We start from the raw sequence: 16,682 nt of genomic DNA, 5'->3' as shown, positions 1-16,682 counted from the left end.
TCACGACGCCCACCCCCGGCCCGTCACGGTGCTCACTGCTGCTGCGGGGCCTTCCGCACCTCCTGCGCCGACTGCTGCGCCTGGTCCCGCAGGTCGGACGCCGCCTGCGTGCCCTGCTCCTTGACGCCGGCGGCCGCGTCGGTGGCGGTGTCCTTCACGGCCTGCAGGGCGTCCTGCGCCGGCTCGCGCAGGTCGGACGCCATCTGCTGCGCCGCCTCCTTGGCCTGCGGAGCCATGGCCTGCGCCTGCTCCTTGACCGCCTGCGCGGCACGCTGCTCCGGCGCCGAGGTCGGCACCAGCGAGGACGCCAGCCACCCGAGCCCGAAGGCGACCAGACCCGCCGCGAGCGGGTTGCCCTGCGTCTGCTGGAGGGCGGCGGTGGGTGCGCCCTTCACGCCCTGCGCGACGGAGCCGGCGGACCCGCCGGCCGCGTCGCGGGCGCCGCCGACGGTGCCCATCACACGCTCGCGGACGGCCCCGACGCGGCCGCGCACCTTGTCCGCCTGGCGGTGCGCCATCTGTCGGGGGTCGATCGTGTCGCCGACGGCGTCGACGTTCGCCGACAGGTCGGCCCGCGTCTCCTCGATCCGCTGGCGGATCTCCTCGGGGCTCTCACTCATGGTTCGCCTCCTCGTCACCCTTCAGGGCGTTCGGGATCTTCTTCATGGTCTCGGCGGTGCGGGGTGCACCCTTCACACGGCGGAGCTCACCGCGTCCTCGCACGGCGAGGACCGCGGCGATCACCGCCCAGATCACGGCCACGACGACCGCGGACCAGGCCCTGCCCAGCGGCAGGCCCCACCACAGGGCGAACGACAGGAACATCAGCACGAAGTGCCCTGCCACCCCCGAACCGGCGAGCAGACCGCCGCCGGTGCCCGCGCGCTTCGCGGACTCGGTCAGCTCGGCCTTGGCCAGCTCGACCTCCTGGCGGACCAGGAGGGACAGGTCCTCGGTGACGGACCCGATCAGGTCACCCAGGGACGGGCGCTCGTCGGGCGCGCCCTCAGCGGCCGGCGGCGGCGCGCCGGTCCCGGGCAGAGGACCCGTCCCGGGCAGGGGACCTGCCCCCGGCACCGCGCGCGGGTCCGCCGCCACCGTGGGGTCGAACTGCCCGGTCACGGTCGGTCCTCACGGAGCACCCCGGCCAGCGGGTCGCCGCCGGCCGTGCCGTACGGGTCGGCCGCGGGGACGTGGCCGGAGGTCGGTGCCACGGGAGCGGGGCCGCCGGCCGAGACCCACGCCTCCTGCTCCGGGCGCTGCCCGGGGCCGCTCGGGTCCGGGGTGCCGGCGTACGCCGGGGCGGGGTCCACCGGCGGCGGCGCGGCGGGTGCCGTGGCCGTCGCACCCGTGCCCGCCGACGGGGGCGCGTCCTTCAGCCCGCGGGTGACCCGCCCGGCGAGGACACCGGCACCGGCCGCGAGCGCCAGGAACAGTCCCGGACGCCGGCGCGCGAAGTCCGTCACCTCACCCAGCAGGTCGCCGGGCTCCCGGTCCTCGAGCCAGCTCGCCACGCCGGCGGTGCGCTCGCCCGCCTGACGGACCAGGTCCGTCGCCAGCCCGCCGCCCTGCGAGCCGTCGGCCATGCGGCCCAGCTCGTCGCCGAGCGCGCGCAGGCCGGCCGCGGCCCGCACCTGCTGCTCCGACGCCTGCGTGGTCAGACCCGTGCGGGCCTCCGACCACAGGTCGCGGGCCTGGCCCGCGACCTCCGACGCGACGTCGGAGGCCCCGCTCTTCGCCTCGCCGAGCAGGCCCTGCCCGCTGTCCGCGGCGGCGTGCGCGAGGCTCGACGCCTCGTCCTTCGCGGTGCCCGCCGCTGCGGCGGCGCCACCTGTGCTGTCCGTGCTCATCGTCGTCTCCTCACTCACTCGTGAACGTGTCGTTGAGCTTCCCGGTGACCTTCTCCGCGAGGTTCGGCTTCGCGGTCGTGCCGTACAGCCGCGGGTCGGGCTGCGTGGGCGGGGGCATGGGGACGCCCGCCGCCGGCTCGGCGACGTAGGTGAGTTCACCCTTGCCGTCGGGCGTCGGGCCGGAGGCCCGCGCGCCCTTGTCCGCGTCCTGCCCGTCGGAGAACTTGATGTACTGGTGCGAGACCTCGCGGTGCTCGTCGCCCAGCGGGAAGCTGCTCGGCACGGGGATCCCCTGCAGCCCTTCCTCCTGCAGCTCGCGGGCGGCGGCGATCCACTGGTTCTGGTGCATCGTGTCGCGCGCGAGGAGGAACGCGAGCAGGTCGCGGACCCCGTGGCCGTCGGTCATGTGGTAGAGCCGGGCGACCGCGACCCGCCCGTGCATGGAGCTCTTGCCGGTGGAAGAAACATCGTGCCTCCTGTACCCGCCGTCGGGCGCGAGGGGATGCTGCAGGACACGGCTGCAGGACGGGGCCGGTTCGGGCGCCGCCCGGCGCAGCCGGCGTGGCGCCGACGGGCTTCCTCCGTCGGTGCGATGCGGTGGACGAGGTCGCGGTACCCCGTCAGGCGGGACGCAGTGCCCGTCGTCCTCGACCGTAAGCGGTCACGGGTCGATCCGCACGGGGAGGCCGGCGGCTCTCGGGATGCGCCCGACGGCCGAAGTGCGCACCCTGGTGGCCACCCGAGGCGGAGGACACCGATGCGAGCGATGGTCTACCGCGGGCCCTACAAGGTCCGCGTCGAGGAGAAGGACGTCCCGGCGATCGAGCACCCCAACGACGCGGTCGTGCGCGTCGTGCGAGCCGCCATCTGCGGCTCCGACCTGCACCTCTACCACGGCATGATGCCGGACACGCGGATCGGCCACACGTTCGGCCACGAGTTCGTCGGCGTGGTCGAGCAGGTCGGTCCGTCCGTACAGAACCTGCAGGTGGGCGACCGGGTGATGGTCCCGTTCAACATCTACTGCGGCTCGTGCTTCTTCTGCGCGCGCGGCCTGTACTCCAACTGCCACAACGTGAACCCGAACGCCACGGCCGTCGGCGGCATCTACGGGTACTCGCACACCACCGGCGGGTACGACGGCGGCCAGGCCGAGTACGTGCGGGTGCCGTTCGCGGACGTGGGCCCGTCGAAGATCCCCGACTGGCTCGACGACGACGACGCCGTGCTGCTCACCGACGCGCTGGCCACCGGCTACTTCGGGGCGCAGCTCGCGGACATCGTCGAGGGCGACACGGTCGTGGTGCTCGGCGCGGGCCCGGTGGGGCTGTTCGCGGCCCGGTCGGCGTGGCTGATGGGCGCCGGGCGCGTGATCGTCGTCGACCAGCTCGAGTACCGGCTGGAGAAGGCGCGCGAGTTCGCGTTCGCGGAGACCCGCAACTACACGGAGTACGACGACATCGTCGTGGAGCTGAAGAAGGCGACCGACGGGCTGGGGGCCGACCGCGTGATCGAGGCCGTGGGCGCGGAGGCGGACGGCAACCTGATCCAGCACGTCACCGCCGCCAAGCTCAAGCTGCAGGGCGGCTCGCCGGTGGCGCTGAACTGGGCGATCGACGGCGTGCGCAAGGGCGGCACCGTGTCCGTCATGGGCGCGTACGGCCCGCTGTTCTCCGCCGTGAAGTTCGGTGACGCCATGAACAAGGGTCTGACGCTGCGCATGAACCAGGCCCCGGCCAAGCGGCAGTGGCCGCGGCTGCTGGAGCACATCCAGGCGGGCTACCTCAAGCCGAGCGACCTCGTCACGCACCGCATCCCCCTCGAGCACATCGCCGAGGGCTACCACCTGATGTCCGCCAAGCTCGACGGCTGCATCAAGCCCCTGATCGTCCCGTCGACGGACTGAGAGGACCCACCGTGCCGTACACCGCGAAGAAGCCGCCGCAGCGCGAGAGCGCCGACGAGCTGCGCGCCCGCATCCCCGGCTGGGGCGCCGACCTGGACCCCGCCGACCGTCCGTCCGTGCCGCGCGAGCGCTCCGACCTGCCCCCCACGGGCGCGCACTGGGAGTTCCCGGACCGCCAGGAGGAGACCTACCCCCGCGAGCGGTCGATCGAGCACGAGATGCTCACGCCCGTGTTCGGCACCGCGCAGCCGCCGCACGGGCTGTCGGGCGCGATCCGCCGCTACTCCTACGAGCGCTTCAGCGAGGGGCGGGCCGCGCACTGGCTGCTGCTCATGGCCGCGGACCGCGTGGACGCGGCCGGGGCGCACCTGCGCTCGTTCGCCACCCTGCGACCGGACAACCCGATCACCGAGACCGGGGTGCTGTCCGAGCTGCACCGGCACCCGGTCGCGTCCCGTCGCGGGCGCGTCGACGTGCGGCACCAGCCGCTGGACGCGCTGATCGTCGCCGGGCCGTGGATCGCCGGCGGTGCCGCGGCGTTCGCGCTGCTGCGCGCGCTGCGGCGGCGGGGCTGAGGCGGCGGGGCCGAGACGACGACGCCGGGGCCGCCCGGCCTGCCCGGGGTACCGGGCGGGCCGGGCGTCCGGGCGTCAGCGCACGTCGGCCGTGAGCCGCCCGTCCGGGTGCACCGTGAGCGGGGCGATCCGCACGTTGCGCAGGTGGTCACGGCCCGACACGCGGGCGTCGTGGTACAGCAGGTACCAGCGCCCCGCCAGCTCCACGAGCGAGCCCTGCGTGGTCCAGCCGGCGACCGGCTCGAGGACCGTGCCGCGGTAGGTGAACGGCCCGTACGGCGAGTCCGACGTCGCGTGGACCAGCGTGTGCGCCTCACCGGTGGAGTAGAGCAGGTGGTAGAGCCCGTCGACCCGCGAGACCCAGGGCCCCTCGAAGAACCGGCGCGGGTCGCCCTGCGTCAGCGGCTCCCCCGCCTCGTCGACGACGACGACCTCGCGCGTCGGCTCCGCGAGCGCCAGCAGGTCGTCGGTCAGCCGGGCGACGCGCGGCCCGAGCGCGGGGGCGCCCGGCGCCGGGTAGGTGTCCTCGCCGGTGTACGTGTCGCCGTCCCAGCGCTGCAGCTGGCCGCCCATGATGCCGCCGACGTACAGGTACGCGCAGCCGTCGTCGTCCGTGAGCACGGCGGGGTCGATGCTGCCGACGCCGGCGATCGGCTCCGGCTCGGCGACGAACGGGCCGGTCGGTGAGCACGACGTCGCGACGCCGATGCGGAACACGCCGTCGGCGTCCTTCGCGGGGAAGAACAGGTAGTACGTGTCGCCGCGGCGGGCCGCGTCGGGGGCCCACATCTGGCGCGCGGCCCACGGCACGTCGGCCACGTGCAGCACCGGCCCGTGGTCGACGACCGGCCCGGCCACGTCCCGCAGCTCCAGGACGTGGTAGTCGCGCATGTCGTACTGGCTGCCGTCGTCGTCGCGCGGGACGCCGGTCTCCTCGTCGTGCGACGTGTAGACGTACAGCACGTCGTCCCAGACGTGACCCGAGGGGTCCGCGGTCCACACGCCCTCGACGAGCGGACCGTCGAGCGGGGCGGCTGCGTCCGCCGCCCCGACGACCCCCGCCGTGCGTACGACGTCCTCGACGTCCGATACCGGTCCGCTCACCACGTGCCGCCCGTCTCCTGCCTGCAGCGCCCCCGTCGGGCGCACCCGGCCGCACCCTACCGGGCACGGATCGTGACCGGTTGCGTCGTTCACGCCGGTACTCGCGACCCGCCCCGACGGTGTCGGTGCGCGCCGGTAACCTCGGGCGCCATGCGAGTCGCCACCTGGAACATCAACTCGATCCGCGCCCGGCTGGACCGGGCCGTCGGCTTCCTCGAGCGGTCGGGCGTCGACGTCCTGGCCCTGCAGGAGACGAAGGTCAAGGACGAGGCGTTCCCGCGCGAGCCGTTCGAGGCGCTCGGGTACGAGGTCGCGACGCACGGGTACTCGCAGTGGAACGGCGTCGCCGTGATCTCCCGCGTCGGGCTGCAGGACGTCGAGCGCGGGTTCCCCGGCCAGCCGACGTGGGGCGACCCGGCCGTCGCGGAGGCCCGGGCGCTCGGCGCCACGTGCGGCGGCGTCCGCGTCTGGAGCCTGTACGTGCCGAACGGGCGCGAGGTCGGCGACCCCCACTACGCGTACAAGCTCGACTGGCTCGCGGCCCTGCGCGACGCGGCGCAGGGGTGGCTGACCGCCGACCCGGCGGCGCAGGTCGCCATGGTGGGCGACTGGAACATCGCCCCGCTCGACACGGACGTGTGGGACGCCGCGTGGTTCGCCGGTCGCACGCACGTCACGCCGGCCGAGCGCGAGGCGTTCGAGGCGATCGCGCGCGCCGGGTACACCGAGGTGTCGCGCGTGCACCTGCCCGCCGAGCACACCTACACCTACTGGGACTACCAGCAGCTGCGCTTCCCGCGGAACGAGGGCATGCGCATCGACCTCACCTACGCCAGCCCCGCCCTCGCCGCCCGCGTCACCGGCGTGCGGATCGAGCGGGACGAGCGCAAGGGCAAGCAGCCGTCCGACCACGTGCCGGTGGTGCTCGAGATCGACGGCGCGTGAGGCACGCGCCGGACCGGGTGGTATCGGCCGCCCGGTCGCGTGCCGGGGCGCGTGCTCCACTAGGTTGCCCTCCATGACGTCCGACGACCGCGCCCACGAGCCCGCCGAGGGGACGGACGCGCCGTCCGTCCCCGAGCCGCCGACCGCCGAGGGGACCGGGTCCGTCCCGTCCGGCCCGGGTACCCCGGCACCGGACGGGGCTGCACCGCACGACTCGACGGCGTGGGGCACCTCCTCGTCCCCCGTGTACGGCGCGGGGGCCGCACCCGGCGCCGGCGACACCCAGCCGATCTCGACGGCGCTGAACGACACCCAGCCGCTGACGTGGAGCCAGCCCACGCCGCCGTCGGTCGTCCCGCGCACCGCGACCCCCACGCCGCCCGCCGTGCCCACGCCCGCCCCGGCCGCACCAGGCACCGACGCGGGCACCGACGCGACGGACCCGTGGGCGGTCCGCCGCGACGTGACCGCGGGCGACGCGGTACCGGCCGCGTCCGCAGCCGCTCCCTCGCCGTACGGCGGCGCCCCCGCGGCGCCCTACGGCTCGCCGGCGCCCTACAGCGCAGCACCCTCGCCCGGCGCGACGGCCCCCGGCACGCCGCCGCCCCCGGCGGCGTCCGGCACCCCGGCCCCGCCGTACGGGACCCCGCCGGTGCAGGACCCCTCCGCCGCCGCGTACGGCGGCGTCACGTACGGCGCACCGGGCGCCCCCGGGTACGGCCCGGGGTACGGGCCGCAGGGCTACCCGCCGCCCTACCCCGGGGCGCCCGTGCCCACCGACGGGATGGCGGTCGCCTCGCTGGTGACCTCCGTGGGCGGTTTGGTGGTGCTGTGCGGGCTCACCGGCCCCGTGGGCCTCGGCCTGGGGATCGCCGCGCTGCCGCGCATCCGCCGCAGCGGTGCCCGCGGGCGGGGCATGGCCATCGCGGGCATCGTCGTCGGCGCGATCGGGACCGCGGTGCTCGTCGCCGTCGTCGCGATGGTCGCCGCCATGGTCCAGTGGGGGCAGTCCCAGGCGGAGCAGGTCACGGACATCACCGGGAGCACCAGCGAGCTGGACCGCCTCCTCGACGACCTGGCGAGCGGGAGCGACAGCGGCAGCGGCAGCGGCAGCGGCAGCGGGTCGGCCGACGACCTCGACCAGCTGCTCGGTGAGCTGGGCGAGCAGCTCGAGGGGCTGGGCGAGGAGCCGTCGTACACGCTGCCCGACTACGCGCTGCCGCAGGACGTCGCGGTCGGGACCTGCTGGGCGACCGCCCCCGGAACCTTCGACCTGTCCGACGCCGTGGCCGTGCCGTGCGAGCAGGAGCACACGACGGAGGTGGTCGCCCGGCTCGAGGTGACGGGTACCCCCGCCGCCGACGGCGCACCCGAGGACCCGGTGTACGTCGCGGCGTCCACGCAGTGCGCGGACGCCGTCGACGCCCTGGACCCGGGCCTGACCGACCGGGGGTGGGCCGACGTGTGGCTCCCCCACCCCGACCAGGCGGTCGCCGGTGAGCTCGTCGCCTACTGCGTCTACGAGGGCCTCGACGCCGCCGGCGGCTCCCTCGTCGCATCGTCGGGGACGCAGCCCTGAGCACCCCCGACGACCGCACGTCGCCCCCCGTGGACGTGCCGGAGGACCCCAACCCCCCGACGTACTACGCGCCGGGCTGGCAGGAGGCGGCCGAGGCGCGCGCCCGCGCCCGCCGACGTGTGCGCCGCGGTGCGGCCGTGATCGGGACCGTCGCGGTCGTCGCGGTGGGCTCCGTGCTCGGCACGCGCGCCGTCACGTCCGCCCGCAGCGCGCCGCTGCCCGCGGACGTCGCCGCACCGACGGACGCGTACGCGGCCCAGCTCGTCACCGGGTCGTGCCTGGCGACCCTGCCGGCGGACGGCGAGGTCGACCGCGTGCGGGTGGTGCCGTGCGCGCAGGAGCACGCGGCGCAGGTGGTCGGCGAGTACGCGTTCGACCCCGCGGCCGTCTGGCCCGGCCAGGACGGCGCGCACACCCGCGTCGCCCGCTCCTGCGTGCTCAGCGACGCAGAGGTCGAGGCGGGGGTGCGGGCGATCACGTGGGCGCCCACCGAGGCAGGGTGGTCGCGGGGCGACCGCGCGGGGCTGTGCCTCGCGGTGCCGCCCGCCCCGGTGACGGGGTCGTTCGTCGACGGCACCGCGGTCCCCGCGGGCTGAGCAGGCACCGACCGGCCCGCCTCAGCGCTCCGGCGCCGGCGGCCCGTCCGGCGCGGGGGTCCGGGCCGCACGCCGACGCTCCGCCCGCGCACCCGTGCGCGCCCACACGAACCGCGCCAGCACCACGGCCATGACCGCATACACGACCGCGTTCAGCCAGTCGCTGTAGCGGCCGATGTCCTGCCACTGCGAGCCCAGCGCGTGCCCGGCCCACACCAGCCCGCCGTTCCACACGGCCGACCCGACCAGGGTGTAGAGGGTGAACCGCCACGGGTTCATGCGCTCGACACCCGCGGGCACCGAGATGAGGCTGCGCACCACGGGCACGCACCGGCCGATCAGCACGGCCGCACCGCCGTGGCGCAGGAACCACCCCTCGGCCTGGTCGAGGTCCTGCGCGTCCATCAACGGGATGCGCTCGAGCCAGCGGTGGATGCGCACCCGCCCCACCCACGCGCCCAGGCCGTACAACGCCCACGCGCCGACCACCGCACCGGTGGTGGCGGCGACGACCGCCCAGACCAGCGACATGCCACCCTGCGACGCGACGTACCCGGCGACGGGCAGAACGACCTCGGACGGGATGGGCGGGAAGAGGTTCTCGAGTGCGACGAGCACTCCCACCCCGAAGGGACCGAGCGCCTCGATCACGGAGACGACCCAGCCGGCCAGGCCGGTCAGCTCCGTCCTGGAACCGGCGGCGACGAGAGCGGCGAGAGCGGGGTCCATGGCCCGGCCATGCTGTCACCACCCGACGAGGGCCGCGCGCCGGCGGCGACGGGCCACGCCCTGCGGCGCACGTCGTGGCGCGTGCACCCCCGCCCGTGCATCGACCTACAGCACCGCGTTGTCCACCCATGCCCGAAGAGCGCAGCCGGTAACCGGGCGGCACCGGACAGACATGGAGCGGCAGGAGGGCGCGGCACCGCGCCCGCGCGCTGCTGACCTGCGGAGATGTGCAGGGTGGGACGTTCGGGGAGATTCTGCGCGAAGTATGCCGCTGATCTTCTGTGTCGCGGCTAGCGTCCTCCGTCACGAGACCCAAAGGGGGGTCTCGTGATCGTGCGTGGCCATCATCTGACGCACATGGATGGGAGAAGCTGATGAGATCCTTCCTCCGGGGCCTGACCACCGCCGCAGCAGTCGTTGCGCTCTCGATCGGCGCGGGCGTGACGACGGCGTCCGCAGCAGACGACCCCTACGGGGGTATGACCGTCGCAGAGTTCCGATCGCACCTGGCCGACCCCGGCTCGGCGGGCGACGCCCAGTGGGCTGCGGTGGAGCGTGCAATCCAGGACGCAGGCGGCAAGATCTCCTACTCAAGCAGCGACGAAGAGCGACTGCTTCGGGACCTCGTCCTGAGCCAGCCGTCCACGGCGAGCCCCCTCGCCGGACGCCAGGCGTCGTCTCTCGCCGGACAGGGTGCGACAACCTTCGCGTCGAAGGTGACCAACGGTCCGTGCACCGGCTACCCGTCCGCACCGCACCGCCGCACCGACACTCCGGGCGCCGCGCACTACAACGTGGGGTTCAAGCCTCGCATCACGTGCACCCAGTCGATGCAGCAGCTGATGCACACGTCCGTGCTCTACCGGCAGAGGGCCACGGGGCTGGTGGGATCCGACCGGATGGCGGTTGCCTCCGGAAGCAACCGCGACGCCGCCTCGTACGAGGACAAGCGTCCGGTGTGGAACTGCAGCTCCTCCGGAAGCGGCAAGTGGAAGGTGATCTACGAGTACGGGTACCAGCGCGCCGGCTGCACGTGCAACGCCGTTCAGTACTTCGTCGTTCAGACTGACTTCGCCAGCCTGAGCTGCCGCGGGATCTGACGTCCGACGGTGCTCCCGCGGTGCGCACCGCGGGGGCATCGTCGTTCGGTGATGGAAGGATCAGGTCATGGTGGACGCACTCATCGAGGCGCCGTTGGGTCGGCTGTTCCTGCGTGAGCTGGCGGACCTCACCGGTCCGGAGGGGCTCACGGACGACCTGGTGTGGCAGGCGTTCCACAGTGCCCTGGCGCTGAGCGTGCAGCAGCTGCACCTGCCTGACGCGCACGCGGTGGTGCCCGGCGCGCACGAGCTCGCAGCGGCGGTCCGTGAGCGCATGGGCTGGTGGTGGTCACCGGCCCCCGCGGAGCAGACCGGCCTGGAGGACCTGGCGTACGCCGGCCCGCGCGTCGGCTCCCTGCAGGACGGGTGGTGGACCAGGCCGGAGGGCGCGGTGCAGACGTCGCGCCGGCTGTCGGGCACGGACGTGTGCGTCCACCTGCTGCACCGCGCCGGGCACGACCTCGAGCCGACACGCCCGCTGCTGTGGGACGCGACCGTGGCGGGTGCGCGCGTCCTCGAGATCCGCACGGCGGACGACTGGTGCGCCCTGGTCGCGTCCGCGCCACGCCGCCACAGGGGCGACATGCAGGTCCCGCGCGCCTACCGGCGCCTGCCGGTGTACCAGCCTCACTGGGACCAGGTCGCCGCCGACGGCGTGCACGTGACACCCGGGGCGCTGATCACGTCCGGGCACACCCCGCTGCCCGTGCTCGACGGGTTCACCTACCTGGCCGGGTGGCACCCGGACGTCACGGCGTGGCTGAACCCGGCGCCGCTGTTCCGTGAGGGCTCGCGCCCGCTTCGCCTGGGGATGCCGCAGCGCTGACGGGGCGTCGGGGCGCCGGCTTCTCGTCGATGGTCGCGGCGACGACCTCGGCCATGTCGATCGACATGCCCCAGTCGAGCACAGCGAGCTGGGCGTCGCCGACTCGATGCATGGCGTCGAGCACACCGCTGTACTTGGTGTGGGTACGGCCCTGCCGTACCACGAGGGGAACGGCATGCCCCTTGCCTGCGATCCCGGAGAACAAGGACGATCGCGGCGCGCAGCTCAGCGCGCATGGTTCCGTCCGTGGACAAGGTGAGCGCCCCGACCGGCGGGGCGACGTTCTCCGCCTCGGGAATCAGCGCTGGAAGGGAACTCAGGATTCCTCCTCCTTCGCATTCGCGGGCAACGTGCCGAACGGCACCGCCCGAACGTCCGTGAGCACGGTCGTCGGCGGGCTCGCGCGCACGCCCCGACGACGGCACCGGCGGTGGCGACGGGCCACGCCCTGGCGGCGCACGTCGTGGCCCGTGCACCCCCGCCCGTGCACCGACCTGCGGATACGGTGGTCCGCGTCCGGTCGCGCACAAGGAGGTGCCACGTGGTCCCGTTCGACGTCGAGCAGGTCCTGTCGGAGCTCACGCTGGAGGAGAAGGCGTCGCTGACGTCGGGGGCGGACTCCTGGCACACCACGGCGGTACCCCGTCTGGGGGTGCCGTCGGTCATGGTGAGCGACGGCCCGCACGGGCTGCGCAAGCAGGACACCGTGCTCGGCGGGCCCAGCCTGGCGTCGAACGTCCCGGCGACCTGCTTCCCCACGGCGGCCGCGCTCGGGTCGTCGTGGGACCCCGCCCTGCTGCGGCGCGTCGGTGAGGCGCTGGGGCGCGAGACCCGCGCGCACGACGTCGCGGTGCTGCTCGGCCCCGGGGTCAACATCAAGCGGACCCCGCTGTGCGGCCGCAACTTCGAGTACGTGGCGGAGGACCCGCACGTCGCCGGTGTGCTGGCGGCCGCGCTGGTCGAGGGGATCCAGTCGCAGGGCGTCGGGACGTCCCTCAAGCACTTCGCGGCCAACAACCAGGAGACGGACCGCATGCGCGTGTCCGCCGACGTCGACGAGCGCACGCTGCGCGAGATCTACCTGCCGGCGTTCGAGCACGTGGTCACGCAGGCCGGGCCGTGGACCGTGATGTGCTCCTACAACCGGATCAACGGTGTCTACGCGTCGCAGGACACGTGGCTGCTGACGCGGGTGCTGCGCGACGAGTGGGGCTTCGACGGGCTCGTCGTGTCCGACTGGGGGGCGGTCCGTGACCGCGTACGGGCGCTGGAGGCCGGGCTGGACCTGCAGATGCCGGCGGTCGGGCCGCGCCCCGACGAGGAGGTCGCGGCCGCGGTGCGCGACGGGCTGCTCGACGAGGCGGCGCTCGACCGGTCCGCGCGCCGGGCGCTGCACCTGGCCGCCCGCGCGCTCCCGGCGGACGGCGACCCGTCGACCCTCGACCTGGACGCCCACCACGCGCTGGCCCGCGAGGCCGCGGCGGCCGGCACCGTCCTGCTGCGCAACGAGCCGGTCGACGGCGCCCCGCTGCTGCCGCTGGCGGGCACCGCCGGTCTCCTCGTCGTCGGTGAGCTCGCCCGCACCCCGCGCTACCAGGGCTCCGGGTCGTCGCAGGTCACGCCCACGCGCCTGGACGACGCGCTCGGTGCGCTGCGCGCCGTCGACCCGACGATCGCGTTCGCCCCCGGGTTCACGGTGGCCGGCGGCCCCGACGGCGACGACGACGCCCTGCTCGCGCAGGCGGTCGAGGCGGCACGCACGGCTGGGACCGTCGTCGCGTTCCTGGGGCTGCCCGGGCCCGACGAGTCCGAGGGCTACGACCGTCCCCGGCTGGGGCTGCCGGACAGCCAGCTGCGCCTCCTCGCCGCCCTGACGGAGGCGAACCCGCGGGTCGTCGTCGTGCTCGCCAACGGTTCGGCGGTGAGCGTCACCCCGTGGCGCGACGACGTGGCCGCGGTCCTCGAGACCTGGCTCGGCGGGCAGGCGGGCGGGTCCGCCGTCGCGGACGTCCTGCTCGGCGCCCGCGAGCCGGGCGGCCGGCTCACCGAGACGATCCCGCTGCGGCTCGAGGACACCCCGGCCTTCGGCAACTTCCCCGGCGAGGCCGGGCGGGTGCGCTACGGCGAGGGCGTGCTGGTCGGATACCGCTGGTACGACACGCGCGACCTGCCCGTCGCCTACCCCTTCGGCCACGGCCTGGGCTACACCACGTTCGCGTACGACGACCTGCGCGTCGACGTGCACGAGGAGGGTGCGGACGTGCGCCTGGACGTGGCCGTCACCGTGACGAACACCGGGGACCGCGCCGGGCGCGCGGTGGTGCAGGTGTACGTGCGCGACCCCGAGGCGGCGGTGATGCGGCCGACGCGCGAGCTGCGGGCGTTCGCCCCGATCGACCTCGAGCCCGGGGCCTCGCGCGACGTGACGTTCACCCTGGGGGCGCGTGCGCTGGCCTACTGGCACCCCGGCCTGCGGCGGTGGGCCGTCGAGGGCGGGCGGTTCGTCGTCGAGGTGGGCGCGTCGTCACGCGACCTGCGGGCCTCGGCGGTCGTCGACGTGGTCGGCGAGCCGCTGTGGGGCGAGCTGACGGGCGACTCGACGCTCGCCGAGTGGATGGAGCACCCCGTCGGCTCGCAGGTGCTGGCCGCGGCGCTCGAGGGCGCCGCGCTGCCGGACCTCGACCCGACCGTCGCGGCGATGGTCGCACAGATGCCGCTGCGGGTCATCGCCGACCTGGGGGTGCAAGGGCTGACCCCGCAGGCCGTCGACGCCCTGGTGGCCGCCGCCCGGTGACACCGGTGCGGGGCGCCCCGCAGGACGCCCCGCACCCGGGTGGACGTGCGGTCAGCGGGACGCGGTCACGGTCAGCCCGCCCTCGCCCAGGTCGACGCGCAGCGTGTCGCCGTCGTGGACCTCGCCGGCCAGCAGCGCGCGGGCCAGGCGGTCGCCGATCTCCTTCTGCACCAGCCGGCGCAGCGGGCGCGCCCCGTACGCCGGGTCGTAGCCCTCGAGCGCGAGCCACTCGCGCGCACCCTCGGAGACGTCGAGCGTGAGGCGCCGGTCGGACAGGCGCCGACCCAGCGACGCGACCTGCAGGTCCACGATCTGCCCGATCTCCTCCAGCGTGAGGGCGTCGAACAGCACGATGTCGTCGAGCCGGTTGAGGAACTCCGGCTTGAACGCCGAGCGCACGGCCCCCATGACCGCCTCGCGCTTCGCGGCGTCGTCCAGCACGGGGTCGACGAGGAACTGCGAGCCCAGGTTCGAGGTCAGCACGAGGATGACGTTGCGGAAGTCGACGGTGCGACCCTGGCCGTCGGTGAGGCGGCCGTCGTCGAGCACCTGCAGCAGGATGTCGAAGACCTCGGGGTGCGCCTTCTCGACCTCGTCGAGCAGCACGACGGAGTAGGGCCGGCGCCGCACGGCCTCGGTGAGCTGGCCGCCCTCCTCGTAGCCGACGTACCCGGGGGGCGCGCCGACCAGGCGCGCGACCGAGTGCTTCTCGCCGTACTCCGACATGTCGATGCGGACCATGGCGCGCTCGTCGTCGAACAGGAAGTCCGCGAGCGCCTTGGCCAGCTCGGTCTTGCCGACGCCCGTGGGGCCGAGGAACAGGAACGAGCCCGTGGGCCGGTCCGGGTCGGAGATCCCGGCGCGGGCACGGCGCACGGCGTCCGACACCGCGGCCACCGCCTTCGTCTGGCCGATGAGGCGCTCGCCGAGCACCTCCTCCATCCGCAGCAGCTTCTGGGTCTCGCCCTCCAGCAGGCGCCCGGCCGGGATGCCCGTCCACGCGGCGACGACCTCGGCGACCTCGTCGGGGCCGACCTTCTCGGCGATCATCGGCGTCTGCTCGGTCGCGAGCTCGGTGTCCTCGGCCGCCTCGGTGGCCTCGGCCTCGGCGATCTCCTTCTCGACCGCGGGGATCTCGCCGTAGAGCAGGCGCCCGGCGGTCGCGAGGTCTCCCTCGCGCTGGGCGCGCTCGGCGTCGGCGCGCAGCTGGTCAAGCCGGGCGCGCAGGTCGCCGACGAGGTTGTGCCCGGCCTTCTCCTTCTCCCAGCGGGCGTTGAGGGCGGCGAGCTCCTCGCGGCGGTCGGCCAGGTCGGCGCGCAGGCGCTCGAGGCGGTCGGCGGAGCCGGGGTCGTCGGCCTCCGACAGCACGACCTCCTCCATCTCCAGGCGCGTCACGGCACGCTGCAGCTCGTCGATCTCGACCGGGGAGGAGTCGAGCTCCATGCGCAGCCGGGACGCGGCCTCGTCGACCAGGTCGATGGCCTTGTCGGGCAGCTGGCGGCCCGTGATGTACCGGTCGGACAGCGTCGCGGCGGCGACCAGCGCGGAGTCCGCGATGGTCACCTTGTGGTGCGCCTCGTAGCGCTCCTTGAGCCCGCGCAGGATCGCGACGGTGTCCTCCACCGACGGCTCGCCGACGAACACCTGCTGGAACCGCCGCTCCAGGGCGGGGTCCTTCTCGATGCGCTCGCGGTACTCGTCGAGGGTGGTGGCGCCGACCAGGCGCAGCTCGCCGCGCGCGAGCATGGGCTTGAGCATGTTGCCCGCGTCCATGGCGCCCTCGCCGCCCGCACCGGCGCCGACGACCGTGTGCAGCTCGTCGATGAAGGTGACGACCTGCCCCTCGGAGGCGGTGATCTCCTGCAGGACGGCCTTGAGCCGCTCCTCGAACTCGCCGCGGTACTTGGCGCCGGCGACCATCGAGGCCAGGTCGAGGGAGACGAGCTTCTTGTCCCGCAGCGACTCGGGCACGTCACCGGCGACGATGCGCTGCGCGAGGCCCTCGACGACCGCGGTCTTGCCGACGCCCGGCTCACCGATGAGCACCGGGTTGTTCTTGGTGCGCCGCGAGAGCACCTGCACGACGCGGCGGATCTCGGCGTCGCGGCCGATCACCGGGTCGAGCCTGCCGTCGCGCGCCCGCTGCGTGAGGTCGACGCCGTACTGCTCGAGCGCCTTGTACGTGCCCTCGGGGTTGGGGCTGGTGACACGGGCGCTGCCGCGCACGGTCGGCAGCGCGGCGAGCAGGGCGTCGCGGGACGCGCCGGCGGCGCGCAGGGCGTCGGCGACGCCGGACTGCCCGGCGGCCAGGCCGATGAGCAGGTGCTCGGTCGAGACGTAGTCGTCGCCGAGGCTGCGGGCCTCGGCGTTCGCCGCCTCGAGCGCGGCGGCGGTCTGCCGGGACGCCGACGGCTGCGCGACGGACGCGCCGGTCGACGAGGGCAGGTTCACGAGGATGCCGCGCACGGCGCGGCCGAGCTGCTGGCGGTCGGCGCCGACCGCGTCGAGCAGTCCGTTGGCGACGCCGCCGTCCTGCTGGAGCAGGGCGTTGAGGACGTGGGCCGGCTCCAGCTGCGGGTTGCCGGCGGCGCTCGCCTGGGCGATCGCGTCGCCCAGCGCCTCCTGCGAGCGGGTGGTGAACTTCGCGTCCAACGAGAACCTCCGGGGGTGCTGCACGT

The 16,682-nt window shown here is 74.7% G+C and carries 15 protein-coding genes; 8 read left to right on the top strand and 7 right to left on the bottom strand.

Annotated elements, in window-relative coordinates:
* Positions 1-32: 32 nt before the first annotated feature.
* Genes KG103_RS02955 through KG103_RS02940 form a run of 4 tightly spaced genes read right to left on the bottom strand, consistent with a single transcriptional unit; the run spans position 33 to position 2,292 of the window.
* The gene (locus tag KG103_RS02955) at positions 33-620 is read right to left on the bottom strand and encodes a DUF3618 domain-containing protein (protein WP_207340391.1); all 588 of its coding nucleotides are present in this window, start codon (positions 618-620) and stop codon (positions 33-35) included.
* Positions 613-1,077: a phage holin family protein gene (locus KG103_RS02950; RefSeq protein WP_372434890.1), complete on the bottom strand. Its 465-nt coding sequence runs from the start codon at positions 1,075-1,077 to the stop codon at positions 613-615. The genes KG103_RS02955 and KG103_RS02950 overlap by 8 nt, the downstream gene beginning before the upstream one ends.
* 41 nt (positions 1,078-1,118) lie before the next feature.
* On the bottom strand, positions 1,119-1,850 hold the full coding sequence (locus KG103_RS02945; protein ID WP_207340390.1) for a hypothetical protein: 732 nt from the start codon (positions 1,848-1,850) through the stop codon (positions 1,119-1,121).
* 10 nt (positions 1,851-1,860) lie between these two features.
* The gene (locus KG103_RS02940) at positions 1,861-2,292 is read right to left on the bottom strand and encodes a manganese catalase family protein (RefSeq protein WP_207340389.1); all 432 of its coding nucleotides are present in this window, start codon (positions 2,290-2,292) and stop codon (positions 1,861-1,863) included.
* A gap of 315 nt (positions 2,293-2,607) precedes the next feature.
* On the opposite strand from KG103_RS02940, the gene KG103_RS02935 reads away from it, so the two are divergent.
* Positions 2,608-3,756, top strand: a complete 1,149-nt coding sequence (locus KG103_RS02935) for a zinc-dependent alcohol dehydrogenase (RefSeq protein WP_207340388.1) — start codon at positions 2,608-2,610, stop codon at positions 3,754-3,756.
* 11 nt (positions 3,757-3,767) lie between these two features.
* The gene (locus tag KG103_RS02930; RefSeq protein WP_207340387.1) at positions 3,768-4,331 is read left to right on the top strand and encodes a hypothetical protein; all 564 of its coding nucleotides are present in this window, start codon (positions 3,768-3,770) and stop codon (positions 4,329-4,331) included.
* 75 nt (positions 4,332-4,406) lie between these two features.
* Here KG103_RS02930 and KG103_RS02925 read toward each other — a convergent pair whose 3' ends face one another.
* On the bottom strand, positions 4,407-5,435 hold the full coding sequence (locus tag KG103_RS02925; RefSeq protein WP_207340386.1) for a glycoside hydrolase family 43 protein: 1,029 nt from the start codon (positions 5,433-5,435) through the stop codon (positions 4,407-4,409).
* 150 nt (positions 5,436-5,585) lie between these two features.
* On the opposite strand from KG103_RS02925, the gene KG103_RS02920 reads away from it, so the two are divergent.
* The 3 genes from KG103_RS02920 (at position 5,586) to KG103_RS02910 (ending at position 8,555) form a co-directional block, all read left to right on the top strand.
* Positions 5,586-6,380, top strand: a complete 795-nt coding sequence (locus tag KG103_RS02920) for an exodeoxyribonuclease III (protein WP_207340385.1) — start codon at positions 5,586-5,588, stop codon at positions 6,378-6,380.
* Between the two features lie 73 nt (positions 6,381-6,453).
* Positions 6,454-7,959: a DUF4190 domain-containing protein gene (locus KG103_RS02915; RefSeq protein ID WP_207340384.1), complete on the top strand. Its 1,506-nt coding sequence runs from the start codon at positions 6,454-6,456 to the stop codon at positions 7,957-7,959.
* 29 nt (positions 7,960-7,988) lie between these two features.
* The gene (locus KG103_RS02910) at positions 7,989-8,555 is read left to right on the top strand and encodes a hypothetical protein (protein WP_207800629.1); all 567 of its coding nucleotides are present in this window, start codon (positions 7,989-7,991) and stop codon (positions 8,553-8,555) included.
* Positions 8,556-8,576: 21 nt separating this feature from the next.
* On the opposite strand, the gene KG103_RS02905 is transcribed toward KG103_RS02910, so the two are convergent.
* Entirely contained in the window at positions 8,577-9,284 is a 708-nt protein-coding gene (locus KG103_RS02905) for a DedA family protein (RefSeq protein ID WP_207340383.1), read from the bottom strand.
* A gap of 374 nt (positions 9,285-9,658) precedes the next feature.
* Here KG103_RS02905 and KG103_RS02900 point away from each other — a divergent pair, with 374 nt between their 5' ends.
* The 3 genes from KG103_RS02900 to KG103_RS02890 all read left to right on the top strand — a co-directional run bounded on the left by KG103_RS02900 (position 9,659) and on the right by KG103_RS02890 (position 14,004).
* The gene (locus KG103_RS02900) at positions 9,659-10,384 is read left to right on the top strand and encodes a hypothetical protein (RefSeq protein ID WP_207340382.1); all 726 of its coding nucleotides are present in this window, start codon (positions 9,659-9,661) and stop codon (positions 10,382-10,384) included.
* Positions 10,385-10,451: 67 nt separating this feature from the next.
* Positions 10,452-11,210, top strand: coding sequence for a hypothetical protein (locus KG103_RS02895; RefSeq protein WP_207340381.1), 759 nt, complete (start codon positions 10,452-10,454; stop codon positions 11,208-11,210).
* A gap of 541 nt (positions 11,211-11,751) precedes the next feature.
* A complete protein-coding gene (locus KG103_RS02890; RefSeq protein ID WP_207340380.1) occupies positions 11,752-14,004 on the top strand; it encodes an aryl-beta-d-glycosidase in 2,253 nt (750 codons plus the stop codon).
* A gap of 51 nt (positions 14,005-14,055) precedes the next feature.
* Here the strand turns inward: KG103_RS02890 and clpB are convergent, their stop codons facing one another.
* Positions 14,056-16,656: an ATP-dependent chaperone ClpB gene (clpB, locus tag KG103_RS02885; RefSeq protein WP_207340379.1), complete on the bottom strand. Its 2,601-nt coding sequence runs from the start codon at positions 16,654-16,656 to the stop codon at positions 14,056-14,058.
* Positions 16,657-16,682: the final 26 nt, after the last annotated feature.

Origin of the sequence: Cellulomonas wangleii, from assembly GCF_018388445.1 — a bacterium.
GTDB classification, from domain to species: domain Bacteria; phylum Actinomycetota; class Actinomycetes; order Actinomycetales; family Cellulomonadaceae; genus Cellulomonas; species Cellulomonas wangleii.
This window is presented reverse-complemented; position numbering and strand designations above follow the sequence as displayed.

Coding starts and splice junctions, on each gene's coding strand:
- KG103_RS02955 (WP_207340391.1), bottom strand. CDS start 620: ATGAGTGAGAGCCCCGAGGAGATCCGCCAGCGGATCGAGGAGACGCGG.
- KG103_RS02945 (WP_207340390.1), bottom strand. CDS start 1,850: ATGAGCACGGACAGCACAGGTGGCGCCGCCGCAGCGGCGGGCACCGCG.
- KG103_RS02940 (WP_207340389.1), bottom strand. CDS start 2,292: ATGCACGGGCGGGTCGCGGTCGCCCGGCTCTACCACATGACCGACGGC.
- KG103_RS02935 (WP_207340388.1), top strand. CDS start 2,608: ATGCGAGCGATGGTCTACCGCGGGCCCTACAAGGTCCGCGTCGAGGAG.
- KG103_RS02920 (WP_207340385.1), top strand. CDS start 5,586: ATGCGAGTCGCCACCTGGAACATCAACTCGATCCGCGCCCGGCTGGAC.
- KG103_RS02915 (WP_207340384.1), top strand. CDS start 6,454: ATGACGTCCGACGACCGCGCCCACGAGCCCGCCGAGGGGACGGACGCG.
- KG103_RS02905 (WP_207340383.1), bottom strand. CDS start 9,284: ATGGACCCCGCTCTCGCCGCTCTCGTCGCCGCCGGTTCCAGGACGGAG.
- KG103_RS02900 (WP_207340382.1), top strand. CDS start 9,659: ATGAGATCCTTCCTCCGGGGCCTGACCACCGCCGCAGCAGTCGTTGCG.
- KG103_RS02895 (WP_207340381.1), top strand. CDS start 10,452: ATGGTGGACGCACTCATCGAGGCGCCGTTGGGTCGGCTGTTCCTGCGT.